Annotated in this window: 23 protein-coding genes; 10 read left to right on the plus strand and 13 right to left on the minus strand. The window is 64.3% G+C overall.

What is annotated here, in order from left to right; translation table 11 throughout:
- Nucleotides 1-160: 160 nt before the first annotated feature.
- The 6 genes from E3T51_RS02225 to E3T51_RS02250 form a co-directional block, all read right to left on the minus strand.
- The gene (locus E3T51_RS02225; protein ID WP_134526988.1) at nt 161-865 is read right to left on the minus strand and encodes a DUF998 domain-containing protein; all 705 of its coding nucleotides are present in this window, start codon (nt 863-865) and stop codon (nt 161-163) included.
- A gap of 84 nt (nt 866-949) precedes the next feature.
- Nucleotides 950-1,978, minus strand: coding sequence for a ketol-acid reductoisomerase (gene ilvC, locus E3T51_RS02230; protein WP_104190522.1), 1,029 nt, complete (start codon nt 1,976-1,978; stop codon nt 950-952).
- A gap of 46 nt (nt 1,979-2,024) precedes the next feature.
- Nucleotides 2,025-2,534, minus strand: a complete 510-nt coding sequence (ilvN, locus tag E3T51_RS02235) for an acetolactate synthase small subunit (RefSeq protein WP_134526991.1) — start codon at nt 2,532-2,534, stop codon at nt 2,025-2,027.
- 2 nt (nt 2,535-2,536) lie between these two features.
- A complete protein-coding gene (locus E3T51_RS02240) occupies nt 2,537-4,330 on the minus strand; it encodes an acetolactate synthase large subunit (protein WP_134526994.1) in 1,794 nt (597 codons plus the stop codon).
- A 67-nt stretch (nt 4,331-4,397) separates the two neighbouring features.
- Complete coding sequence (ilvD, locus tag E3T51_RS02245; protein ID WP_134526997.1) at nt 4,398-6,092, minus strand: dihydroxy-acid dehydratase; 1,695 nt, start codon at nt 6,090-6,092, stop codon at nt 4,398-4,400.
- A 31-nt stretch (nt 6,093-6,123) separates the two neighbouring features.
- Complete coding sequence (locus E3T51_RS02250) at nt 6,124-8,352, minus strand: bifunctional alpha,alpha-trehalose-phosphate synthase (UDP-forming)/trehalose-phosphatase (RefSeq protein ID WP_241989130.1); 2,229 nt, start codon at nt 8,350-8,352, stop codon at nt 6,124-6,126.
- 138 nt (nt 8,353-8,490) lie between these two features.
- Between E3T51_RS02250 and E3T51_RS02255 the strand changes: the two genes are divergently transcribed.
- The 8 genes from E3T51_RS02255 to E3T51_RS02290 all read left to right on the plus strand — a co-directional run bounded on the left by E3T51_RS02255 (nt 8,491) and on the right by E3T51_RS02290 (nt 14,866).
- Complete coding sequence (locus tag E3T51_RS02255) at nt 8,491-8,679, plus strand: hypothetical protein (RefSeq protein WP_104128266.1); 189 nt, start codon at nt 8,491-8,493, stop codon at nt 8,677-8,679.
- 118 nt (nt 8,680-8,797) lie between these two features.
- Nucleotides 8,798-9,277 (plus strand): hypothetical protein, encoded by a 480-nt coding sequence (locus E3T51_RS02260; RefSeq protein WP_134527002.1) that lies wholly within the window; start codon nt 8,798-8,800, stop codon nt 9,275-9,277.
- A 69-nt stretch (nt 9,278-9,346) separates the two neighbouring features.
- Nucleotides 9,347-11,122 carry a glycoside hydrolase family 15 protein gene (locus tag E3T51_RS02265; RefSeq protein ID WP_134527005.1) on the plus strand — a complete coding sequence of 592 codons (1,776 nt, stop codon included), beginning with the start codon at nt 9,347-9,349 and terminating at the stop codon, nt 11,120-11,122.
- Between the two features lie 86 nt (nt 11,123-11,208).
- Complete coding sequence (locus E3T51_RS02270) at nt 11,209-11,811, plus strand: biotin transporter BioY (RefSeq protein WP_134527008.1); 603 nt, start codon at nt 11,209-11,211, stop codon at nt 11,809-11,811.
- On the plus strand, nt 11,808-12,488 hold the full coding sequence (locus E3T51_RS02275; protein WP_134527011.1) for an energy-coupling factor ABC transporter ATP-binding protein: 681 nt from the start codon (nt 11,808-11,810) through the stop codon (nt 12,486-12,488). The genes E3T51_RS02270 and E3T51_RS02275 overlap by 4 nt, the downstream gene beginning before the upstream one ends.
- Before the next feature lie 22 nt (nt 12,489-12,510).
- Nucleotides 12,511-13,104 (plus strand): energy-coupling factor transporter transmembrane component T family protein, encoded by a 594-nt coding sequence (locus E3T51_RS02280; RefSeq protein WP_134527014.1) that lies wholly within the window; start codon nt 12,511-12,513, stop codon nt 13,102-13,104.
- A 145-nt stretch (nt 13,105-13,249) separates the two neighbouring features.
- On the plus strand, nt 13,250-14,251 hold the full coding sequence (locus E3T51_RS02285) for an FKBP-type peptidyl-prolyl cis-trans isomerase (RefSeq protein WP_134527017.1): 1,002 nt from the start codon (nt 13,250-13,252) through the stop codon (nt 14,249-14,251).
- Between the two features lie 108 nt (nt 14,252-14,359).
- A complete protein-coding gene (locus tag E3T51_RS02290; RefSeq protein ID WP_134527019.1) occupies nt 14,360-14,866 on the plus strand; it encodes a DUF1801 domain-containing protein in 507 nt (168 codons plus the stop codon).
- Nucleotides 14,867-14,934: 68 nt separating this feature from the next.
- On the opposite strand, the gene E3T51_RS02295 is transcribed toward E3T51_RS02290, so the two are convergent.
- From E3T51_RS02295 to E3T51_RS02310, 4 genes are all read right to left on the minus strand, one after another.
- Entirely contained in the window at nt 14,935-15,822 is an 888-nt protein-coding gene (locus E3T51_RS02295) for a glycine betaine ABC transporter substrate-binding protein (RefSeq protein ID WP_134527021.1), read from the minus strand.
- A gap of 122 nt (nt 15,823-15,944) precedes the next feature.
- A complete protein-coding gene (locus E3T51_RS02300) occupies nt 15,945-16,871 on the minus strand; it encodes an ABC transporter permease (RefSeq protein WP_134527024.1) in 927 nt (308 codons plus the stop codon).
- Nucleotides 16,868-18,172, minus strand: a complete 1,305-nt coding sequence (locus E3T51_RS02305) for a quaternary amine ABC transporter ATP-binding protein (RefSeq protein WP_194088332.1) — start codon at nt 18,170-18,172, stop codon at nt 16,868-16,870. The genes E3T51_RS02300 and E3T51_RS02305 overlap by 4 nt, the downstream gene beginning before the upstream one ends.
- 338 nt (nt 18,173-18,510) lie before the next feature.
- Nucleotides 18,511-19,908: a cation:dicarboxylate symporter family transporter gene (locus tag E3T51_RS02310; RefSeq protein WP_134527027.1), complete on the minus strand. Its 1,398-nt coding sequence runs from the start codon at nt 19,906-19,908 to the stop codon at nt 18,511-18,513.
- Nucleotides 19,909-20,043: 135 nt separating this feature from the next.
- On the opposite strand from E3T51_RS02310, the gene E3T51_RS02315 reads away from it, so the two are divergent.
- Both E3T51_RS02315 and E3T51_RS02320 read left to right on the plus strand, forming a co-directional pair.
- Nucleotides 20,044-21,726: a sensor histidine kinase gene (locus E3T51_RS02315; RefSeq protein WP_134527030.1), complete on the plus strand. Its 1,683-nt coding sequence runs from the start codon at nt 20,044-20,046 to the stop codon at nt 21,724-21,726.
- A complete protein-coding gene (locus tag E3T51_RS02320) occupies nt 21,719-22,435 on the plus strand; it encodes a response regulator (RefSeq protein ID WP_134527033.1) in 717 nt (238 codons plus the stop codon). Before E3T51_RS02315 ends, E3T51_RS02320 begins: the two co-directional genes overlap by 8 nt.
- On the opposite strand, the gene E3T51_RS02325 is transcribed toward E3T51_RS02320, so the two are convergent.
- The 3 genes from E3T51_RS02325 to E3T51_RS16650 all read right to left on the minus strand — a co-directional run.
- Nucleotides 22,432-23,238, minus strand: a complete 807-nt coding sequence (locus E3T51_RS02325; RefSeq protein WP_174844550.1) for an enoyl-CoA hydratase — start codon at nt 23,236-23,238, stop codon at nt 22,432-22,434. The genes E3T51_RS02320 and E3T51_RS02325 overlap by 4 nt on opposite strands.
- A complete protein-coding gene (locus tag E3T51_RS02330) occupies nt 23,235-24,443 on the minus strand; it encodes an enoyl-CoA hydratase/isomerase family protein (protein ID WP_134527036.1) in 1,209 nt (402 codons plus the stop codon). Before E3T51_RS02330 ends, E3T51_RS02325 begins: the two co-directional genes overlap by 4 nt.
- 163 nt (nt 24,444-24,606) lie before the next feature.
- On the minus strand, nt 24,607-25,070 hold a 464-nt coding region (locus tag E3T51_RS16650), incomplete at its 5' end, for an HNH endonuclease signature motif containing protein (protein WP_166806356.1).

The following is a 25,070-nucleotide window of genomic DNA, read 5'->3' on the forward strand; positions in this document are numbered from 1 at the left end:
GCCCGCTACGCTGCGGCACAGCTGTGCATCCGTGCACAGGACCCGATGAAAGCGACGTTCTCGCCCCCAACGTAGTACAAGTCTAGGGGCAGGTCAGGAGCTGACGGTCGAGGCAGGCGGAATGTTGTCGTTCAGCGCGATCGCCGGCTTGCACGAAGTTCTAATCGAGACGACGGATGCCGGCGGCAACCGTATACGTCCAGCCCAAAATACCGAGGAGGCAGACCCGTTCGGCGAGCCCGAACAGCGCAGGCTGCACGGTGAGGGTGAGTCCGAGAAAGAGCAGGCCCAGCACGGCGAGGGTGGTGAAGGCGAGGGCCAGGCTCCGGGCCGCGGGCAGCGCTCCGCTGCGATAAAGCCAGGCGGTGAGCAGCATAATCGCGACCAAAGCGGCGACAAAGCCGACAGTGGCCACGACGAGGTGAATAGTACCGGCCATTGTCACGGCAACCACACCGTGACCGGCCGTGGCTGCTGCCGCGCCGTTCAAGGCAATCACCACATCGGTCGGGAAGAAGGCGAGCACACCCGAGCAGACACCGCCAAGGGCAAACAGTGCCAGGCCAGCCTGCAGGAGACGAGGCGAAGGCACTCGGGCAAGATAGCGCGTGCGGGCCGTCGCGTAGAGTGCTCCGACGGCGGCGCCCGACGTGACCGCCCGGCCCAGGAAATTGACATTCATCACCCAGCCGTAGGGACCGACGGCGAGATTGCTCTCGGCGTCGCTGATCGGGCTGTAGTGCGGCGGCAGAAACTGCAGTACGACGTCGACGAGAACGTAGAGCAGCACGCCGACCATGGCGGCCGTCGCGCTGCGGCGTCGCCACACACCTAACGCGCGTGGGCTCATGCTGGTGACAGCCATACTCGGGGCCTTTCAAATGCAGCGCACAAAGGGACCCTCGCGAACGAGGGCCCCTTTGTCATGCGAATCGCATTCAGCGGATGCTTAGCGCGAGACCGATCCGTCGGTGTAGTCGTCGTCGGTCGACGCGTTCCACGCGAAGAGCTTGCGCAGGCTGCGGCCGGTAGCCTCGATCGGGTGTTCCTCGCCCTTCTTGCGCAGCGCGAGGAACTCGACTCCGCCGTTATCCTGATCGGCGATGAAGCGCTCGGCAAACGCGCCGCTCTGGATGTCGGCGAGAACGGCCTTCATGTTCTCTTTGACGCTCGGGTCGATGACGCGCGGGCCGGAGACGTAGTCCCCGTACTCCGCGGTGTCGGAGACGCTCCAACGCTGCTTGGCAATGCCACCCTCCCACATGAGGTCGACGATGAGCTTGAGCTCGTGCAGCACCTCGAAGTAGGCAACCTGCGGCTGGTAACCAGCCTCGGTGAGAACCTCGAAGCCGTACTGGATCAGCTGCGAGGTGCCACCGCAGAGAACGGCCTGCTCGCCGAACAGGTCGGTTTCGGTCTCTTCGGTGAAGGTGGTCTTGATGCCGGCAGCGCGCAGGCCACCGATCGCCTTCGCGTAGCTGAGGGTGAGGGGCCAGGCTTGGCCGGAGGCATCCTTCTCGACGGCAACGATCACGGGAACGCCGCGGCCAGCTTCGAATTCGCGGCGCACGGTGTGGCCGGGTCCCTTGGGGGCGACCATGATGACGTCGACGCCATCGGGAGCTTCGATGTAACCGAAGCGGATGTTGAATCCGTGTCCAAAGACGAGGGCCTTACCAGCGGTCAGGTTCGGAAGAACGTCGTCCTTGTAGAGGTGACGCTGCACCTGGTCGGGAGCGAGGATGACGATAACGTCAGCCCAGGCCGCGGCATCTGCTGTGGACAGCACGGTGAAGCCGGCTTCTTCGGCCTTGGACTTGCTCTTGGACCCATCCTTCAGGCCGACCCTGACCTCTACGCCGGAGTCGCGCAGGTTCTGCGCGTGTGCGTGACCCTGCGAGCCGTAGCCGATAACGGCCACCTTCTTGCCCGCAATGATCGACAGGTCGGCGTCTTTGTCGTAGAAAATCTCAGACAATGTGTATCTCTCCTCGTGAATTGATGATTAGAAAAGCTAAAAAACGTTAGTTTTTGAAAACTCGCTCGGTGATTGACTTGGAGCCGCGGCCGATGGCGAGCAGGCCGGACTGGGCCAGTTCCCGAATGCCGAACGGTTCGAGCACCCGCAACAGCGCCTGCGTCTTGCCGCTGTCGCCGGTGACCTCGATCACGACGGCGTCAGTGGCCACATCGACGACACTGGCGCGGAACAGATTGACCGCTTCCAGCACCTGCGACCTCGTCGTGTTGTCGACCTTGACCTTGATCAGCAGGTGTTCGCGCTGCACCGACTGGGCCACGTCGAGCTCGACGATTTTGATGACATTGATCAGCTTATTGAGCTGCTTGGTCACCTGCTCGAGCGGCACGTCTTCGACGTCGACGAGGATCGTGATGCGGGACAGGCCGGGGATCTCGCTGTGGCCAACAGCGAGGCTTTCAATGTTGAAACCTCGACGCGCGAACAGGCCGGCGACACGCGTGAGCAGGCCGGGCTTGTCTTCGACGAGCAGACTTAGAACGTGGCTCGTCACTCTTATTCGTCTCCCCAGGTCGGTGCGTGGTCTTTGGCGTACTGAACGAAACTGTTACTGACTCCCTGCGGAACCATCGGCCAGACCATGGCACCGGGGCTCACGATGAAGTCGATCACGACCGGGCGGTCGTTGGTGGCGAGGGCCAGTTTGATGGCGTCATCGACCTGGTCCTTGCTGGTGACCCGAATTCCGAGCGCACCATAGGCATCCGCCATCTTGACGAAATCGGGCACCATCGCGGTGCCATGACCGGTATTGAGGTCGGTGAAGGAGTGGCGTCCGTCATAGAACAGGGATTGCCACTGGCGCACCATGCCGAGCGACGAGTTGTTGATGATCGCGACCTTGATCGGAATCTTGTTGATCGTGCAGGTGGCAAGCTCCTGGTTGGTCATCTGGAAGCAGCCATCTCCGTCGATCGACCAGACCACCCGGTCCGGTTCGGCGACCTTGGCCCCCATGGCAGCGGGAACGGAGTAGCCCATGGTGCCAGCGCCGCCGGAGTTCAGCCATGAGTTGGGTCGCTCATACTTGATGAACTGCGCCGCCCACATCTGGTGCTGGCCGACGCCGGCAGCGTAGACCGCCTCGGGACCGGTGAGCTCGCCGATGCGCTGGATCACATATTGCGGGGCGAGCAGGCCATCGGTCGGTTCGGTGAAGCCGAGCGGGAACTCGTCCTTCAGGCCGTGCAGGTAGGTCCACCACTCGGTCGTATCAGGTTCGGATCCCTGTCCGGCGTCGGCCCAGGCCAGGGTCAGATCGGCGATGACATCCTTGGCATCCCCGACGATGGGTACATCGGCGAAGCGGATCTTGGAGATCTCGGCCGGGTCAACGTCAACGTGCACGATCTTCGCGTTGGGCGCGAATTCACTGATTTTTCCGGTCACCCGGTCGTCGAAGCGTGCTCCAAGCGAAATAATCAGGTCACTTTCCTGCAATGCGAGAACGGCCGGAACCGTACCGTGCATGCCCGGCATGCCGAGGTGCTGCGGGTGCGAGTCGGGAAACGCTCCGCGGGCCATGAGCGTGGTCACGACGGGTGCACCGGTTGCTTCGGCCAGGGCGAGCAGCTCAGCGGATGCCTGGGCGCGGATAACACCTCCGCCCACGTACAGTACGGGCTTCTTCGCGGCCAGCAGCAGCTGGGCTGCCGCCTGCACCTGCTTGCCGTGCGCCTTGACGATCGGGCGGTAGCCGGGCAGGTCGAGCTTGGGCGGCCAGATGAACGGCGCCAGGTTCTGCTGCGCGTCCTTGGTGATGTCCACGAGCACCGGGCCGGGGCGGCCGGTGGAAGCGATGTGGTACGCCGAAGCGATCGCGGCCGGAATCTCTTCGGCGCGACGGGCGAGGAAGGAGTGCTTGGTGATCGGCATGGTGATGCCGATGATGTCGGCCTCCTGGAAGGCGTCCGTTCCCATCGAGGTGGAAAACACCTGGCCGGTGATCGCGAGCAACGGAACCGAGTCCATGTAGGCATCCGCTATGGCGGTGACAAGGTTGGTAGCGCCAGGGCCGCTCGTGGCGATGGCAACGCCAACGCGACCCGTGGCGGAGGCGTAGCCCTCGGCTGCGTGGCCGGCTCCCTGTTCGTGCCGCACCAGGATGTGGCGAATCTTGGTTTGCGTCATGAGCTCGTCGTACAGCGGAATGACGGCGCCGCCGGGGATGCCGAAGACGTCAGTGACGCCGAGCAGTTCGAGGGTGCGAATGATTGCTCCCGAGCCGGTAAGCATCTCCGGCTCTGCAGACGCCGGAGCTGAAGGCACGGGACTGGTTTCCGTGGTCATGGTCGTTGAATCCCTACTTCGAATCGGTCGGTTGGGGCTTACCCGTTCGCGAGATCACCCGGTGCGGTTAGCCGGTGATGGCGCCTTCGGCGGCTGAGTGCACGAGCTTGGCGTACTTGGCGAGGACGCCACGGGTATAGCGCGGGGGAAGCGGCGCCCAGCCTTCTCGGCGGACGGCCAGCTCAGCAGGTGCGACCAGTAGGTCAAGCGTGCGAGCTGCGATATCGACCCGTATCAGATCCCCATCGCGCACGAAGGCGATTGGACCTGCGTCCACCGCTTCGGGTGCTATGTGGCCGATACACAGTCCGGTTGTGCCGCCTGAGAATCGACCGTCCGTTAACAGTAGTACATCGGAGCCGAGGCCTGCGCCCTTGATGGCGGCGGTGATCGACAGCATCTCGCGCATACCCGGCCCGCCCTTGGGGCCTTCATAGCGGATGATGACAACGTCACCCTTGTAGATCTTGCCCTCGGTCAGCGCGTCCATCGCGGCGCGTTCCCGCTCGAACACCCGTGCCGGTCCCTCAAACACGGCAGCGTCGAAGCCCGCGGTCTTCACGACGGCGCCCTCGGGGGCAAAGGTGCCCTTGAGGATAGTGATACCACCGCTTTTATGAATGGGATTGTCGAGCGTGCGAAGCACCTCCCCGTCGAGGTCGGGCGGGTCGATCTCGGCGAGGTTCTCGGCCACGGTCTTGCCGGTGACGGTGAGCGCGTCGCCGTGGATCAGGCCGGCTTCCAGCAGCGCGCGCATGACGACGGGAACGCCGCCCTGACGGTCGACGTCGTTCATGACGTACTTGCCGAAGGGCTTGAGGTCGCCGATATGCGGCACCTGGTCGCCGATGCGGTTGAAGTCGTCGAGGGTGAGTTCGACCTCGGCCTCACGGGCGATGGCAAGCAGGTGCAGCACCACGTTGGTCGAGCCGCCGAAGGCCATGGCCACGGCAATGGCGTTCTCGAACGCCTTGCGGGTGAGAATGTCGCGGGCCGTGATGCCGAGGCGCAGCATGTTGACGACGGCTTCGCCCGAGCGGCGGGCGAAGTAGTCGCGGCGACGATCAGCGGATGCCGGGCTCGCCGAGCCGGGCAGGCTCATTCCGAGGGCTTCCGCAACGCTGGCCATGGTGTTTGCGGTGTACATGCCGCCGCAGGCGCCCTCGCCGGGAGCAAACGCGCACTCGATACGCTTGGCATCCGCTTCGCTCATGCGGCCGGCTTTGACCGCGCCGACGGCTTCAAACGAGTCGATGATAGTGATGTCTTTTTCGGTGCCGTCAGAGAGCTTGACCCAGCCCGGCGCGATCGATCCGGCATAGAGGAACACGCTCGCGAGGTCGAGGCGGGCGGCGGCCATGAGCATGCCCGGCAGGGACTTGTCGCAGCCGGCGAGCAGCACGCTGCCGTCGAGACGCTCGGCCTGCATGACGACCTCGACCGAGTCAGCGATGACCTCGCGGGAGACGAGGGAGAAGTGCATGCCCTCGTGACCCATCGAAATGCCATCGGAGACGGAGATCGTGCCGAACTGCAGCGGATAGCCGCCGCCAGAGTGCACACCCTCCTTGGCCGCCTGAGCCAGGCGGTCGAGCGACAAGTTGCACGGTGTGATCTCGTTCCACGAGCTCGCAATACCGATCTGTGGCTTGTCCCAGTCGGCGTCGCCCATGCCGACAGCACGGAGCATGCCACGGGATGTCGTGGCCTCGATCCCATCGGTGACGTCGCGGCTACGGGGTTTCACATCAATCTCAGACATGCTTCTGAGTCTAGAACCTTGCCGAGCCGGGTCAGCGCGTCTGAGCCGAGCGCAGCTCGGCGATGCGCGCCAGAACCTGGGTGACCTCGTGCGGGCTGCGCACCCGGTGACTGGCAAGGGTGGCACCCTGCCCGATTTTGAGCCCGACGTCGTCGTCGCGCAGAGCCCCGAAGGCATCCTCGTCGGTCACGTCGTCACCGGCGTAAAACACGCGATCGGCACCGGTGTATTCGCGCAACTTAGTGACGGCGTCACCCTTGGTGCTTGAGCGCACCGAGAATTCGAGTACGTTCTTACCTTCTCGAACGGTCAACGCGGGCAGCTGATCGCCGAGTTGCTCACGCGCTTGACGCTCGGCCTTCTGGCCGTCTTCCTCGGTGGCGAGGCGAGTGTGCAGGGCCAGGCCCGCGGGCTTGCGCTCAATGGTGGTGCCGGCGATTTCGCCGGAAATGCTCTCGAGCACCCGGGCGAGCGTATCGAGCTGCTCGAGTTCGGTGGAAAGCAGGTTGAGCTCAATCTCGGGGGTATCCAGCTGCACCTCGATGCCGTGCGAACCGGTGAGCAGCACCGAGCTCTGCGGCTGGGCGACGTGTTGCAGGCTCACCAGGGCGCGTCCGGAAACGAGGGCGACTCGCACGCCCGGCAGGTCGAGCAGGGCCTGCACCGCTTCCCGGCTGCCGGCGATGGCGCGGGCGTCTTCGGGATGGTCGACGTGGGGCGCCAGGGTGCCGTCGAAGTCGAGGGCGATGAGCAGGTTCTCGGCGCCAGCAATGCTTTGCAGGGCCAGGTCGAGGTCGTCGGGGATTCCAGCTGGCACGGCGGCTCCGCCGGTGAGCGCTCTCAGGAAGGACGCCGACCAGACGGCGACATCGTTTTCGGCGACTTTGCGTCGCAGCGAGCGCATGCGCCGCGAACGCTCCCGCTTGGGCATCTCCACCGCTCGCACGATAGCGTCCTTGGTGCCGTCAATGTCGTGCGGATTGATGAGAATTGCCTGTTTCAGTTCATCGGCGGCGCCGGCGAACTCGCTCAACACGAGCACTCCGTCGACGTCGAAGCGCGCGGCCACGTACTCTTTGGCGACGAGGTTCATGCCGTCGCGCAGGGCGGTGACGAGCATAACGTCGGCGGCGAGGTACATCGCGACCATCTCTTCGCGCGGATAGCTATGGTGGTGGTAGCTGATGGCGGTGTGACTGATCGTGGAGAAATCCCCGTTGAGCCGGCCGACGGCGAGCTCGATCTCGTCGCGCAGGGCCATATAAGTACTGACTCGTTCACGGGACGGGCTGGCGACCTGCACCAGGGTAACGTCTTCGACGCTCAACCGACCGTCGGCCAGCAGCTCACCAAAGGCCTTGATGCGGTGGCCGATGCCCTTGGTGTAATCGAGCCGGTCGACGCCGAGCATCAGTGTTTTGGGGTTGCCAAGGTCTGCGCGAATTTGGCGAGCCCTGGCTTGAATGTCGGGTCGCCGAGCAAGTTCTTCGTAGCCGGCGGAGTCGATCGAGATGGGAAAATGTTTGGCGATGACGCGGCGGGACTCTTCGTTCTCACCGGTCGGCACGTCGATGACGACGCCGCGGGTGGGGTAGCCGTAGAGGCGACGTACCGCTTGAGAGAAGTTCCCGGCGTCTGCACTTCGCTGAAAGCCGATCACGTCAGCGCCGAGCAGCCCGTGCAGAATTTGTTTGCGCCAGGGCAGCTGCGCATAGATTCCATAGGGCGGAAAGGGGATGTGGTTGAAAAACCCGATGACGAGGTCGGGGCGGGCTTCGCGCAGCATGCGCGGCACGAGCTGCAGCTGGTAATCGTGCACCCAGACCGTTGCCCCCGGGGCGGCGACCGCGGCAGCCGCCGCGGCGAATCGGCGGTTGACGGCTATATACGCTTCCCATGTTTCGCGGTGAAAGCTCGGCGGAGCGATAACGTCGTGGTACAGCGGCCAGAGCGTGTCGTTGGAGAAGCCCTCGTAATAGTCCTTGATATCGGCTTCATCGAGCCGCACCGGCACGAGCGAAATCCCGTCATTTTCGAACGGTTCGAAATCGCGGTCTGCGACACCCGGCCAGCCGACCCAGGCTCCGTGCGAGGAACGCATCAGCGGTTCGAGCGCGGTGACCAGCCCGCCGGGCGACGTGCGCCATGTGACGGCGCCGTCCTCGGCTTCTTCGTAATCGACCGGCAGCCGGTTCGAGACGACGACGAAGGTGTACGTGCCGGCGGGGGCAGGCGCGGGCTCTACGAGTGGCGGGTTGATCTCGGACCGTGTGGGTCCGGCTGAAGTTGAAATGGATCATCCGTTCCGGGCACACCCGAGGTGCACACCTGTGTGGCGGTTCCAAGGTTACCAGTCGGGGTACGCCTATTCCCGGGTAACCTGATGCCGGAGGAACACATGCGAAAGTTCTTGTTCAGCAGTGCAATGATCGGCGTTATCGCCGGTGGGTGGAACACCGTACAGGCCACGCGGCACGGTCCGCGCGACTGGCGCCTCGTAATGCTGTGGCTCGGCTGGGGCCTGAGCGCCGCCGTCGCCATCGGCACGGTCATCGAAGACGCGAATAAACGTCAAGTCGAGAGCTGAATTCAGCTCCCAATCGGCATGTTCGGCGGCGTGTCCCCCGGTCAGTCGACGACTTGTCACCGAAAATAAACAGAGTGGCTCATTTCAGCTGCACCCGCGCACCGGAAAGGGGCTTGTCATGTTTGGTCGTCGACGCCGACGTTTGGCCGCAAGTGCGGCGCTGAGCGTCGCCTCCGCCCCGGTGCTGCGCGACGAACAAATTTTCGAGCTGCTGCACGACAAGCTCACTGCGTTGGTCGGTGAGCACGGCACCTGGACGCTGGTGGCCCGCAGCGCGGACGACACCGAAGTCATTTTTCACGCGTTGAAGGCCAGAGAGATCGCGACCGAGCTGACCGAGGCGATCACCACCGAACAAGCCGCCCTGCGCGGCGAGAGCAGTGGTGAGCCGACCGCCCTGTCCTGGTCCCCCAGGCCAATCACGACCTGGGGCGACCCGGCCGTGAGCGAGACTCCGGCACGCACGGCAACTCGCGTCGACGCCACGCTCCTTGAAGCCACGGGCAGCGAAACCATCGATGACGACCTGACTGCAGCATCCGCTGCCTGGATCGATAAAGCCTCCGCGACGCTCGCCTCGGCCCGCCTCGTCGCCTGACCGAATCGGCGACAATTTCGGCGTTCGATCGTCGGCCCATTCTCACCCTGGTGCTGTCAGTATGGCCTGATGGCACTCAATATCGAGGACTACGCACTCATCAGTGATTGTCACTCGGCGGCGCTCGTCGGTCGGGACGGCAGCATCGACTGGCTGTGCCTGCCGCGCTACGACTCCGCCTCGATGTTCGCAGCGCTCCTCGGCCATGAGAATGACGGTCGGTGGCTGTTGGCCCCAGCCGACTCAACCGCCACGTCAACCCGCAGCTATCAGGGCGATACTTTCGTGCTGTCAACGGTGTGGACCACGGCCACCGGCCAGGTCGAGGTACTCGACTTCATGCCGCACGGTGACGGCCGGGCCGATCTGGTGCGCCGGGTGCGCGGCATCAGCGGCACGGTGCACATGACGCAGGATCTGCGCATCCGCTTTGGCTATGCCACGATCATGCCGTGGGTGCGCCAGCTCAAGGGCGAAGCGGTGTGGGGCCTCGTTGCCATTGCCGGACCCGACGCCGTCGTGATGCGCGGCCCGGAGCTGCGCGCCGCCGACCACCGCCACGTGTCCCATTTCGACGTCACGACCGGGGACACGATCGACGCGCACATGACCTGGTATCCCTCGCACCGCGATACTCCGCCCGCCATCGACATCGACGCTGCCCACGCCGAGACCTGCGCCTGGTGGCAGAAATGGGCGTCGTGCTGCAGCCATCAGGGACCCTTGCGCGCCCAGGTGGTGCGTTCCCTGCTGGTGCTGCGTGCGCTGACTCATGAGCGCACCGGCGGCATTGTGGCGGCTGCCACGACCTCACTGCCCGAGCAGATCGGCGGCACCCGCAACTGGGACTACCGCTACGTCTGGCTCCGCGACGCTTCGCTCACACTCGAGGTTCTGCTCAGCCACGGTTACGAGTTGGAGGCCGACGCCTGGCGAGCCTGGCTGCTGCGCGCCATTGCCGGCGACCCGGGCGACGTGCAGATCATGTACGGCCTCTCCGGCGAGCGCTACCTGCCCGAGCATGAACTGACCGGCCTGCCGGGCTACAAGGGCTCCTCCCCCGTGCGCGTGGGAAACGGCGCGGTCGACCAGTTCCAATCCGACGTGATCGGCGAGGTGATGGTGGCCCTGCATGCCGCTCGTGCTGCGGGCGTGCGCGAGAACGAGTTCTCCTGGCCGCTGCAGCGGGCCCTGATGAGCTTTCTCGAGAAGAACTGGCGCCGCGCAGACCAGGGCATTTGGGAGGTACGCGGCCAGCCCCGGGAATTCACCCACTCGCGCGTAATGGTCTGGGCCGCCTTCGACCGCGCGGTGCGAGGCATTGAAGAGTGCGGCCTCGATGGTCCGCTCGACCGTTGGAAGACCCTGCGCGACGAGGTGCGTACCGACATCGAGACCCGCGCTTTTGACGTGGCTCGAAACAGCTATATGCAGTACTGCGGCAGCACCGAAGTGGATGCCTCGCTGCTCGTACTCCCACAGGTCGGGTTCTGCGCACCCACCGATCCACGCATGCTCGGTACCGTGGCCGCGATCGAGGCCGACCTCATGCGAGATGGGCTGCTGCTGCGGTACCGCACCCACGCCGCGGTCGACGGATTGCCGCCGGGCGAGCATCCGTTTCTGGCCTGCTCCTTTTGGATGGTTGAGCAATACGCCACGTCGGGACGACTTGACGATGCCAATGCGCTCATGAACCGGCTGCTCGGCTTCGTGAACGACGTCGGGCTGCTGTCGGAGGAGTACGACGTGACCAACGGACACCAGATGGGCAACACCCCGCAAGCCCTCTCACACCTGGCCCTGGTTCGGGCAGCGGATGCAATTATGGCCGCCGGTTCGTGATCCCGATCACGACCTCTACAGTTCGTGGTGTTTTCTTGTAGGTATTCTTCAGCGGCGGGTGGGCACCGAATTCTAGATTTGAAACCATGACCGATACCACCCGTGTGAGCGCCCCGCCCAAGCGCCTTCTGCCCGCCCGCGACCTAGCCCAGATCGCCATTTTTGCCGCCCTTATTGCTGCGCTCGGACTGGCCGGCCCGCTCAATATCGGGCCAGTGCCGATCACCCTGCAATCGCTCGGCGTAATGATTGCCGGGGCGATTCTTGGCCCGCGCAAGGGAACCCTCGCCGTGCTGTTGTTTCTCGTTCTGACGGCGGTCGGTCTGCCCCTGCTCGCCGGAGCGCGCGGCGGGATCGGCGTGTTCACGGTGAGCCCGGCGGCCGGCTACCTCTACGGTTGGTTGCTCGGGGCCTTCGTCACCGGGTATCTCACCGCCCGTCTGCTGCCGAAGTATCCGTTCTGGCTGGCCCTCGGCGCCACGATCCTCGGCGGCATCGTCGCGGTCTACCTGATCGGCATTCCGGTCATGGCCTTGAACCTCGGCCTGCCGCTCTGGACCACGCTCGGCCTGAACGTCGCCTTCATTCCCGGAGACCTGATCAAGGTCGTCGTGACCGTACTCGTCGCCCGCCAGGTGCACAAGGCTTACCCTGGTCTGATCGCGAAAGGTCACCGGCCGCTAGCGTGAGCATCATCCGCTTCGACCAGGTCGGGCAGTCGTTCGGTGAGCGCAGGGTGCTGCGCGACGTGAACCTCAGCCTGACCGAGCACCGCATCGGCATCGTCGGCGCCAACGGTTCGGGCAAGTCCACGCTTGTGCGCATGATCAATGGGCTCGTCACCCCGACGAGCGGAACCGTGACGGTGGACGGGCTCGACGTGGCCCGCCATGCCCGCGAGGTGCGCCGCAAGGTGGGGTTTATTTTCACGAATCCCGACAACCAGATCGTGATGCCCACCGTGCAGGAAGACGTGGCGTTCACCCTGCGCCGGCGCGGTTTATCTCCCGCCGAAATTGCTGAGCGCACGGCAGCGGCCCTGGACCAGTTCGGTCTGAGCGAGCACGCCGAGCACCCGGCGCACCGCCTCTCCGGCGGGCAAAAGCAGCTGCTCGCCCTTGCCGCCGTGCTCGTGGCGGAGCCGGCCACGATCGTCGCCGACGAGCCGACCACCCTGCTCGACGCTCGCAATGCCCGACGCATCGGCGAGCTGTTGCAGACACTCCCCCAGCAGGTCATCGTCGTCACCCACCACCTGCACCTGGTCGAAGAATTCGACCGGGTGATCGTGATCGAAGAGGGCGCGGTCGTTGCCGACGGAGCGCCCGCGCAATCCCTGGCGTCCTACCGCGCCCTGCTGCAGTGAGCAGTGCAGTGAGCAGCGGGACATGATCGGCCTGTACAGCCCCGGCACCTCGCTCATTCACCGTGCGCCCACTCTGCTCAAGCTGTTTCTACTCTCGCTCTGCGTCGTTCTGATCGGAACGTCGCCCGATGTGTGGGTCGTTGGCGGCGCGGCGGTCGGCGTGACGCTGCTGTTTCTGGCTGCCCGCGTTCCGGTGCGGGCAGCCGCAGCCCAGATCGCCCCGATTGTGCTGGTTCTGCTGATCGCGGTGCCGATCCAGGGCTTGCTTTCCGGCTGGATGATCGCCGCTCTCATGGCGGGCCGGCTGATCGTGGCGGTAGCTCTCGCGGCCCTGTTCACGATGACAACAACGGTCACCGCCGTGCTCGAAGCGTTCCAGAAGCTGCTACGCCCGTTCCGCCGGTTCATCGACGCCGACCGGGTGGGATTGCTCGTTGCGCTCACCATCCGCTGCATTCCCCTCGTGAGCGATATCGTGCGCGAGGTGCTCGAGGCCCGCACAGCCCGCGGTACGCGGGGCTCGCTCCTGTCGATCGCCGTTCCGGTGGTGGTGCGCTCGCTCTACGCAGCGGATGCGCTGGGCGAGGCCCTAATCGCCCGCGGCCTCGACGACTGACCGGTTCCGCCCGGGCGGAACCGGGGCATCCACTCAGGCGATTCATAGGCGAACCGTGGCAGAATAGGTCTTCGGGCGTTCGCGCCACCAGACATTTCCTCGATCAAAATTGCCCGCCCGCAGCTACGCTCTCGAAAGAGGCCCCGTGTCGAAAATTCCTGCACTTCTGACCATTGTGGGCCTGGCGCTCGCCCTGACCGCCTGTGCCAGCAGCGATACTCCCGAGGCAACGGATTTGGCTTCTGCCCCCGACGCTGCCTACAGCGAATGCACGGCACCCGGCGCAGTTTCCGACGCTGTCGATGTGACCGGCGACTTCGGTGCCGTGCCCACGGTCAAATTTGATGAGCCGCTTGACCCGTCGTCCACCCAGCGCACGGTTGCCATCGAGGGCGCTGGCACCACCGAAGCATCCGGCGGCTCGTTGGTCGGGGCATCACTCTCCGTGTACAACGGCACGACTGGAGCGACCGTACAGGAGACGACGTACCCGACCAGTGGCGCCAGCGAGACCATCACGGTGGGCGCAACGTTCCTCCCCGGCTTGGTGCGGGCCGTCAACTGTTCTGTTGAAGGCGATCGCATCGTCACCGTCAGCACAGCGGGCGACGCGTTCGGCGCCGACGGCGCTGAGCAGCTTAAAATCGCCGCGGGAGACTCCGTCGTGTTCGTCATCGACGTCATCTCGATCACGAACCTGGCCGACCGGGCTGACGGGGTGGACCAGCCGACTGTGCCGGGCCTGCCCACCGTTGAACTCGCCAAAGACGGTGCCCCGACCATCACCATTCCCGACGCTGAGGCGCCAACCGAACTGCAGATCTCGACCCTGAAGCTCGGTGACGGCGCCGTCGTCGCCGACGGAGACACCGTATCGGTCGAATACACCGGAGTTGTCTGGGCTACCGGAAAAACCTTCGACTCGTCCTGGACCACCGTTGGACCGACAACCTTCGTCACCAGCCAGGTTGTTCCGGGCTTCGGTGCTGCGCTCGTGGGCCAGACCGTTGGATCGCAGGTGATCGCCGTTCTGCCGCCGAGCGAGGGCTATGGTGAGGCCGGCCAGGAAAGTGCCGGTATCAGCGGAACCGACACTCTCGTGTTCGTCGTCGACATTGTTGGCACGGCGGCGACGCCCGCCGCATAGCCTGTCACGCGTGCACCGCCCGTCAACCTTTGGGGTGACGGGCGGTGCATTTTTTTACCCAGCGCGGATCGGTTCCTGAGTGTCTGCCCAGCCTCAGGGTGCACCGGCGTGACACTGTGGAATGCAGGTACCAACATGCCCGGCACCGGCCAGGCGTGGATTCGACCACCGAAAGAGGCTATTCACCTGACATCCACACTCCCTACCACGTCCACTCCCACCAAATTTCAGGTTGCCGCTACGGCACCCGTCGCATCCGCGCTCAAGCCGACGACCATTGACGAGTACGTTGCCGCTCCCACCGAGCCGCTGGCAAGCGTCGTCAGGATGCTCCGCGACAAATTCGACTTGGGTCTGCCGGAGACATCGACGGAACTGTGGCACGGGCATCCGGTCTGGCTCGAGGATGACCTACCGGTAGCTGGGTTCAAGGCATATCCGACTTTTGTAACCGTGTTGTTCTGGCGCGGCCAAGCCATCACAGATGACTCAGGCAAGCTCAACGCGAGCGGTTCGGCGGAGATGAGCGAGTTGAAACTACGCAGTGTCGACGATTTTAACGGTGACCTCTTCGACGGCTGGCTGCGGCAGGTGCGTGAGCTCGAGGCGGCCTAGCAACCACAAGTGACAACAGAACGGCCCGTGTCGAAGGACGCGGGCCGTTCTGTTTTCAGAAATCGTGACTAGCTGGTGAGGCCGTCTACGTATTCCTGATTGTCTTCGATCCACTGGGCAACGATCGGTGCGTAGTCCTGACCGTCATAGTTGACGAACATTTCCTCTTCAAGGGAGTACAGCGTATCGAGGTCCATCTCGAAGTTGTTGATCCACTCGGCGGCCTGCGGGAAGTCAGCTTCAAACTCGGTGCTGCCATAGGAGTGGATACTCTCGATGTTCTCGAGAGTTCCCTCGGGGTCCTCGAGGTTCTTGATCGGGAAGGCTCCGTAGGCCCAGTGTGGCTCCCACAGGGTGACCACAATGTTGTCGCCGCTATCGGTCGCGTTCGTGAGTTCGGAGAGCATCCCCGCGGTCGACGACGTCACGTTATCCATACCGTCGAGGCCGTAGGTCGGGATGACCCGCTCTTCCATGGCCTGGTTTAGGCCTGAGCCTGGCTCGATGCCGACGATCCGGTTAGAAAACAGGTCGGCGTTGTCGGCCAGCTCCGCGAGCGAGTCGATCGGGGCATCCGCGTTCACAGCCACGGTGAGCTTGGATTCGGTATTCCATGCACCCAGGTCGACAATGTCATCGCCATACTCTTCGAGGTAGGACGCGTGGGTGTCAGGCAGCCAGATGTCCATGCTGAGGTCATAGTCGCCGGTGGACAGGCCCGAGTAAACGGGGGCCTCCGCGGCGTATTCCAGTTCGACGTTGTAGCCCTTCTCGTCGAGAATTGCCTTCCACAGCTCCGAGACGGCGATGCCCTCGTCCCAGCCGTTGAATACGGCCAGGCTCATGTTGGCGTTGTCGCCGTTGGAGACGGTGGCAGTTTCAGCAGGGGCGCATCCGCTGAGGGCGAGGAGTGAAACGGCTCCTACGGCGATGAATGACTTGGTACGAATTTTCATGGGTTTTCCATTCTCGACACCCGCGAAGGGTGGCAGGGTTGGCTCTTGGTGCTGGCGGCTGATCTGAGTGCTATGACAACCGCCGATGGACACGGGCGCTCGCGCGCTCGTGAGTGTGTGGGTTACAGGCGAACCGATTCGGGTTCGACCGGAATTCTGGATTCCACCGAAGCGGATACCGTGGCGCGGCTCGTTCGCAACGCGATGAGGCGGCTGATGGGTGTGTTGCCAGTACCGAACGCTGCGGTGACTCGGTCGAGGAATATGGCGAGGATCACCACGGCCAGACCCGCCTCGGAACCGAGCACGATGTCGATCCGGCTGAGACTCGTCATGATCTCCGCACCGAGAGCGCCTGCGCCGACCATTCCAGCGATGACGACCATCGAGAGTGACAGCATGATGACCTGATTAATGCCAGCCATGATCGTTGGCATGGCCAGCGGCAGCTGGATTTGACGCAGGATGCGGCCCGGTGAGGCGCCGAAGGCAGACCCCGCTTCGACGACCTCCGAGTCGACTCCGCGGATACCCAGCTCTGTCAGGCGCACCCCCGGCGCCATAGCGAAGATGATGGTCGCGACGATTCCCGGTACCTCGCCAACGCGGAAGAAGAGGAGCGCCGGAATCAGAAAGACGAACGCGGGCATGGTCTGCAGGAAGTCGAGCACCGGACGAATGACGCTCGAGGCCGCCTTAGATTTGGCCGCCAGGATACCGAGCGGGATGCTCATCGCAATGGCGATCACACTTGCAACGAGCACAAGGGCGAGCGTGTCCATAGCATTTTCCCATTGGTTCATGCCAACGATCAGCAGGAGCCCGATGACGGTCCCCGCAAAGAATTTCCACCCCCGAACCGCCAGCGCCAGAAGGGCAGCCAGGCCAATGATCACGTAGAACGGCGGAGAAACCAGCAGGTAGTCGACGGTCTCAAAGGCGCCAGCGAAGGCGAAACGGATGAAGTCGAAGAAGAAGCTGAAGTACTCGGTGACGAAATCAAACAAGATTTCGACCCAGGAACCCACAGGGATTCGGAACTCGTTCACGCTTCGGCTCCTTCCAGCGCGGTTTCGCGCAAGGTCTCGGTGATCAGGCTGACGGAAATGGTGGCGGGCGGTTCGATCACGGGCTGCTCGCCCGTTGTCGTGGCGACGTTCCCCAGTGCAGCGAGCAGGGTCACCCGTGGAATCACACCGAGCAATCGGTTCTTCTCGTCAACGACGGCGATGGGCAGTTCGCTTTCGACCGAGGGCTCGACCAGATCGACCAGTACGGTTTCGGGCAGCACCGCGGTGGCGTCATCGCGGATGATGCCGCGCAGGTCGACCTCGCCGGCCTTGACAAGCTTGAGAACGTCGCGGTCACGCACGATCCCGGCGAAGCTGCGGTCGCGGTTGAGCACGAAAGTGACGGATGTCTGCAGGTCGCGCATCGTGCGCAGCGCGGCACGAGGGCCGGCCGTCTTGGTAACGACAGCACGCACTGGTTCCATCACGCTCGCGGCGGTGAGTACTCGAGCCCGGTCGACATCCTGCACGAACTGGGCGACGTAGTCGTTGGCCGGGTCGGTGAGGATCTCCTCGGGCGTGCCGATCTGCACGATGCGACCATCGCGCATGACGGCGATGCGATCGCCGAGAAACATGGCCTCGTTGAGGTCGTGCGTGATGAAGATGATCGTCTTGCCGAGTGCGGCCTGCAGCTCGATGAGCTGCTCCTGCATTTCGCGGCGAATGAGCGGGTCGAGGGCCGAGAACGCTTCGTCCATGAGCAGCACGTCCGTGTCGGCCGCGAGGGCACGGCCGAGGCCGACCCGCTGCTGCATTCCACCGGACAACTCGGAGGGCAGATTGTCGGCCCAGCCGGCCAGGCCGACCAGATCGATGATCGTCTGGGCTTTGGCCAGGCGTTCCGTACGGGCCATACCCTGAATTTCGAGGCCATAAGCGACGTTGTCGATCACCGTGCGGTGCGGCAGCAGGGCGAAGTGCTGGAACACCATTGAGATGCTCTTGCGACGTACGTCGCGCAGTTCCTTGGCGGACACACCCGTGATGTCGGTGCCGCCGACGGTTACGGTGCCGGAGGTGGTCTCCCACAGTCCGTTGAGCATGCGGATGAGGGTCGATTTGCCCGAGCCGGACAGGCCCATGACGACGAAGATTTCGCCTGTTTTGACCTCGAATGATGCGTCAATGACAGCGGCTACTCCGAGAGACGAGATTTCTGCGCGGCTCTTGCCGGCTTTGAGCTTTTTGACGATTTCGTGCGGGCGGCGCCCGAAGGCTTTGTAGAGGTGATCTGCCTTGACTGCTATGGACTCTGGACGAGGAATACTGTCGGTCACGCGTTCTCCGGTGCACGCCCCCGTAGCCGATCTCACGGTCTACGACGCGCTGTGCTCTCGTGTCGGACGGGTAGGCACCGAGCGGCCCGGACGCGAGAATCAGCGTGGGCTGGGGCGATCATGGGATCACGTCCGTCGGCGCCTCACCATACGCATGCGGCCGTTCCATCTCAAATGGTGGCTACGCGTGCGCGTCCTGGTGAAGGGTTGTAAGACCGTCCATGAGCCTAACATACCGACTTTTCGGTGTACCGAAAGGAGGCACAAAAGGGGGTGCCGCCCGGGAGGATTCCTCCGGACGACACCCGTAGCGCGAGTCTAATGCCCGCAATATCTGCCTAAACGCGGTCCAATACCTCGGACTGCGCGGTCTTTTCGGCGGTGCGCTGGCTGTCCGCTGCGCTCACCTGGCCGTGAGTGAGCATGGTGCGTTCGTCGAACGGTTCGAGCTTTTCCAGCACGCGGTCAAGCTGCACCCGGTCGAGTTCCTTGGTCCAGGAGCCAATCATGACCGTTGCTACGGCGTTGCCGGTGAAGTTGGTCAGCGCGCGAGCTTCGGACATGAATCGGTCGATGCCGACGATGAAGCCGACGCCGCCGACGAGTTGCGGGGCGTGGGCCTGCAGGCCCGCAGCGAGTGTGGCGAGGCCGGCACCGGAGACTCCGGCGGCGCCCTTGCTCGCGATGATCATGAAGACGAGCAGCCCGATCTGCTCGGCGAGGGCGAGGGGCTGGCCGAGTGCGTTGGCAATGAACAGCGACGCCATGGTGAGGTAGATCGCGGTGCCGTCGAGGTTGAACGAGTAGCCCGTGGGCACGGTGACACCAACGACGGGCTTGGAGACACCAAGGTGTTCCATCTTGGCGATCAGTCGCGGCAGGGCGGCTTCGGACGACGACGTCGACACGATCAGCAGGTATTCCCGGCCGAGGTACCGCATGAGCTTGAAGATGTTCACACCCGTGACCAGTTTGAGCAGGCCGCCGAGGATGACCACGATGAAGATGATGCAGGTGATGTAGAAAGCGGCCATGAGCGTGAACAAGCTGATCACGGCCTGGATGCCGGTGGCACCGACGACCGCGGCGATCGCGCCGAACGCACCAATCGGGGCGAGCCACATGACCATGATCAGAATGCGGAAAACCAGGGCCTGCACGTGCGCGATTCCCTCGAGAATCGGCTTACCCGCCGGGCCCATGCGCTGCAGCGCGAAGCCGGCGATGAGTGCCACGAGCAGCGTCTGCAGAATGTTGCCGCTGGTCAGCGACGAGAACAGGGTGGCGGGAACGATCCCGAGCAGGAACGACTTGGTGTCGGCCGATTCGGTGGCCTCGAAGGTGGCATCCGACAGGTTGATGCCCTCACCGGGGTGGATCATGTTGCCCACGACCAGGCCGATGCCGAGTGCGAAAGTCGACATGAGCATAAAGTAGCCGAGCGCCAGGCCACCGATCTTGCCGACGGTGGCTGCCTTGGCGATGGAGCCGATGCCGAGAATGATCGTGCAGAAGATGATCGGGGCGATCATCATCTTGATCAGGGCGATGAACAGGTCACCGAGCGGCTTGAGCGAGACCGCGAAACCCTCGGGTCCGCCCCACACCAAGCCGACCACGATTCCCAGGATGACCGCGATGATGACGGCCATGTAGAGGTAGTGCGACGAGTCGATTCTCTTCTTCGGTTTGCCGGCCTTATTGAGTTTGCTGCGGATTGATGGCGTCGCTGTCATGTCAGACTCCTATGTCTAGGCTTAACCTGGCCCACCACGGGCTCCGGCTGGTGCAATTCGTTCCACACTGGTCGACGCAGACCGTTGGCGCGCGGTTGCGGTCATATTGTTCACGAGCTCACGAAGGAGCCTGCAGTGCGTAAAGAATGGAGCATCGCTCGGCGGCTCTTTTTCGCGCACGCTCTGTTCATCGTCGTGCTCACGGTCTTCGTCGGAACGGCCTTCTTCGTCGATGCTCGCGATCAAGGCTACGCCGCGACCGGCAACCGGATGCTCGCGGTCGCCACCGCCATCGCCGACAGTCCGCTCGTGCTCGCGGCGAGCCAGTCGGCCGACCCGAGCGGATCGCTGCAGCCCTATGCACTCGAGCTGAGCGACGATGCGGGGCTCGACTTCATCACGATCATGGCTCCAAACCGCACCCGCTGGACCCACCCCACCGACGCCGAGATCGGCAAAAAGTATATCGGCGCTATCGAGCCGGCTCTCTCCGGAACGACCTTCACCGAAATCAGCACGGGAACGCTCGGGCCATCCGTTCGTGCCGTGGTGCCGGTAACGGATGCCGATGGCACCGTGCGCGCGCTCGTCGCGGTGGGCACCACTACGAGCAATATCACGATCGCCCTGAACGCCCGGCTGCCCTCGGTGCTTGGCCTCGCGCTTGGCCTGCTCGCGTCCGGGTCAGTGGTGACCTGGCTGCTCGGGCGCTACCTGCGCCGGGTGACCCTGGGCTGGGGACCGGAGCGCCTCGCGCAACTATTCGTCTACTACGATTCGGTACTGCACTCGGTGCGTGAGGGGCTCGTGCTGGTCGACCTGCGCGGCGACCTCGTTCTGTACAACGACCAGGCGTCGCGGCTGCTCGGCATTCCACCGCGGCCAGCCGCGGGCACCGACGAACGGCCACCCACCCTCAACGAACTCAGCCTGCCACCGAGCCTCGGCGAGCTGCTGCGCAGCGGCCGCACCGCGCACGATGAGATTCATCTCACCGGCACGCGGGTGCTCGTGGTCAGCCAGGAGCCCGCGATCGCCTCGTCGACGTCAGCGACTCGACCCAAGTCAGCCCCGATGGGATTCGTGGCGACGATTCGCGACCACACCGACCTGCAGAACCTCGGCAGCGAGTTGCAGTCGATGCAGACGCTGTCCGACGCCCTGCGAGCGCAGACCCACGAGCATTCCAACCGATTGCACACGATCGTGTCGCTGATGGAGCTCGGCCGCACCGATCAAGCCCTCGACTTCGCCACGAAAGATCTAGAGCTGAGCCAGCAACTCGCAGACGAGATGGTCGGTTCCGTAGACGAACCCGTGATCAGCGCACTAATCATGGGTAAATCGGCGCAGGCCAATGAGCTGGGAATCGCCCTGACCGTCACGGCGTCGGGCACGCTCGCCCAGTCGGGGCTGTCGATTCAGGATCTGGTGACCGTGCTGGGCAATCTGGTCGACAATGCCCTCGACGCGGCAGTGGCCGGCCCGGACCCGCGTCGTGTCTCGGTCACGGTGTCATCTACCGAGCAGGCCGTGGTGATCGAGGTCGCCGACAGCGGCCGTGGCGTGGCTCCCGAGATTATCGACGACGTGCTTCGCCTCGGATTCAGCACCAAGGGCGCCGGCGCTCACGAAGCAGGCGAGGAGCCGGGCCGTTCGATCGGAGGCCGCGGACTCGGCCTGGCTTTGGTGAGGCAGGCCGTGACCCGCCTCGGCGGCACGATCACCATCGGACGGCGCGAGGGCGCCGTCTTCACCGTGACGATTCCAGCCGTGACTCGTTACGGTCCTGATCCGGTGGAGGTCAATCATGACTGAGGCCGCACTCCCGATCATTCGCGTGCTTGTCGTCGAGGATGAGCCGCTCGCCGCGGAGGCTCATGCCGCCTATGTGGGTCGACTGGCCGGCTTCGAGCTTGCCGGCACGGCGGGCACCGGGCAGGAGGCGTTTCGGCGCGTCGCAGCCGCGGCCTCGGCCGGAACCCCGATCGACCTCGTGCTCATGGATATGAACCTGCCCGACAGCCACGGGCTCGACGTGAGTCGGCGCATCCGCTCAGCCGGCCTCGCCACCGACATCATCGCGATCACCGCGGTGCGCGACGTCGACAACGTACGCGGGGCGATCGCGGCCGGAGTCGTGCAGTATCTGATCAAGCCTTTCACCTATTCGACCTTCGCTACAAAATTATCCAGCTACCGGGATTTTCGTGCGGAACTGAACGGGCAGGCATCCAACGTGACGCAGTCGGCAGTCGATCACGCCTTCGCGAGCCTGCGGGCGCCGACCGATATCCCCAGGCCCAAGGGTCTGGCCGAATCGACCCTGAACCCGGTGGTCAGGTACCTGCAGGCGCAGGCCGCGCCCGTGTCGGCGAGTGAGCTGATGGCGCCGCTCGGACTGTCACGCGTGACGGCACGGCGCTACCTGGAGTATCTCGCCGACACCGGCCTGGTGCTGCGCGCTCCCCGTTACGGCACGCCGGGACGGCCCGAGAACGAGTACAGCTGGAAGAGCGGGCGTTAGCGGTTCGAGAAAACCGGTGGCCGCTTCTCGACAAAGGCCGCCATGCCCTCGCTCTGGTCATCCGTGGCAAACACCGAGTGAAACAGTCGTCGTTCCAAGTGGATGCCGGCGCCGAGCATGGATTCGTAGGCCGCATTCACGACCTCCTTGGCGAGCATCGCGATCGGCGCTGATTTCGCGGCGATGTCGGCGGCGGTTGCGAGGGCGTCAGCCATGAGGTCGGCGGTCGGCACGATGCGGGCGACGAGGCCGGCGCGCTCGGCTTCGACCGCGCCGATGGTGCGGCCCGTGAGGATCATCTCCATCGCTTTGGCCTTGCCGACCGCGCGGGTGAGGCGCTGCGACCCGCCCATGCCGGGGATGACGCCGAGCTTGATCTCGGGCTGGCCGAAGGTGGCGGTGTCGGAGGCGATGATGAAGTCACAGATGAGGGCCAGTTCACAGCCTCCGCCGAGGGCGTGGCCCGATACGGCGGCAATAATCGGCGTGCGTACGGCAGCGAGCCGGTCCCAGCCAGCGAACCAGTCTTTCAGGTACATGTCCATGTAGCTCATCGTCGACATCTCCTTGATGTCGGCGCCGGCCGCGAAGGCGCGTTCCGAACCGGTGATGATGATCGCTCCGATCTCGGGGTCGGCGTCGAGCCGGGTCGCGGCACCGACGACGTCCTGCATGGTGGCGAAGTCGAGGGCGTTGAGCGCCTTCGGGCGGTTCAGGGTGATAACGCCGACGCGGCCGTGGCGTTCGAGCAGGATGTTGGCGTAGGTATCCGAGTCGTTAGTGGTCTGGGTGCGCTCGCTCACGTGGTGGCCTCTCGTTCGATGGTTGGGGTTGGTGCGAAGTTTCTCGGGCGCGGCAAACGCAGCTCGCGCTCGCCGAGCGGCGCGAAGTGCGCCAGCACGTCAGTGTTACTGACGGCATCAAGGGTGCTCGGCTGCCACCGGGGATTCCGGTCCTTGTCGATGACCTGCGCGCGGATCCCCTCGATCACGTCGTGGCCGGCCACCATGCGAAGGGATACCCGGTATTCCTGTTCGAGCACCTCTTCGAGGCTGCCGAGGTCGCGGGCGCGGCGGAGCGAGGCGAGGGTGACTTTGAGCGCGGTCGGTGATTTGGCCAGGATGGCGGTCGCTGCCTCCTGCGCTGCCGCGACGGATGATTTCTGCAACCGGTCGATGATCTCGGGCAGGTCATCTCCGGCGTAACATTCATCGATCCAGGTGCGTTCCAACAGGAGCGGCCCCGGTGGCACGGTCGTAGCGGCGTGCTCGGCGATGGCCTCGGCAGCGGGCATCCGTTTGAGGGCGTCGACCAGAGAATCGAGCCGGGCCGCGTCAACGAAACTGTCGGCGAGGCCGAGGGTGATGGCGTCGGCGCCCGTCATGGTCGCGGCGGTGAGGGCGAGGTGGGTGCCGAGTTCGCCGGGGACGCGCGAATATAGGTACGTTCCCCCGACGTCGGGCACGAAGCCGATGGTCGTTTCGGGCATGCCGAGTTTGGTGCGTTCGGTCACGACGCGGTGCGCAGCGTGGCCGGAGAGGCCGACTCCCCCGCCGAGCACGATGCGGTCCATTAAAGCGACCAATGGTTTGGAGTATCGCTTGATCTGCGCGTTGAGCGTGTACTCGTCGGCCCAGAATCGAGCGTTCTCTTCGGGGTCACCGCCAGTACCGGTCTGGGCGCCAGTGCGGCCATCGCGGTAGATCGAGACGATGTCGCCGCCGGCGCAGAAGGCACGATCTCCACTTCCGGTGAGCAGAACGGTGTGCACGGCGGGATCGTCGGCCCACTTCGTGAGGGCGTCGGCGATGGAACGGATCATGGCGTGGGTCAGCGCGTTGAGCGCCTGCGGCCGGTTCAGGATGATGCGGGCGAGCGGTCCATCGCGCTGCAGCAGTACTTCTTCGTTGTTATCAGCGGATGCAGCGGCAGGTGCCGCAGCGCTAACACCCGGCTCCGCTCCTCTACTCGTGCCCAAGCTGCTGTCGATCGAATCCGTGCGGGGCATAAAAAACCTTTCCGCGTCGCTGCGGTTGAGTAAGGGGTACGTGTTAGCACAGTCTATCGACGTGAACTTTCCCGTCTGCGAGCACTCGAGAATCTGACGCCGACCTACGCCGGAAGGGCAGAAGCTCCGCCGAAAAGGCAGAAGCTCTGCCGGACCGTGCGCGCTAGAACGGTTGCGGGTTGGGGTCGGTCGTGTTCCAGACGGAAATCCAGGGGTCGTGATCCAGTGAGGCCGGCGATGCGGGTGGCAGTGCATGTTGCGGTGTGTGCCGGACGTGGGGGCTGATGCGGGTGGCGGGGTCGGTGGCGTAGTGTTTGCCGGCGGGGCTGGTCCAGTGGAGGGTGCCGTCAAGGTCGGCGGTGACGGTCCAGGCGCTGTAATGCTTGAGGTTGTGGTGAGCGGGGCAGAGGTGGTGCAGGTTGGTGGCGGTGGTGGGGCCGCCGAATTGTTTGTCGCGGGTGTGGTCGAGGTCGCTGTGCCCGGCGGAGCGGTTGCAGCCGGGGAACCGGCAGGTCCCATCCCGCAGGCGCAAATATTTCTTCAAGCTTGCCGGCACCCGAAACGGTTCCGCGCTGACGTCGAGCACGATGCCGGTGTGCGGGTGGGTGAGGATGCGCAGAAAACTCG

The sequence above is a fragment of the Cryobacterium serini genome (assembly GCF_004404025.1).
Lineage (GTDB): Bacteria > Actinomycetota > Actinomycetes > Actinomycetales > Microbacteriaceae > Cryobacterium > Cryobacterium serini.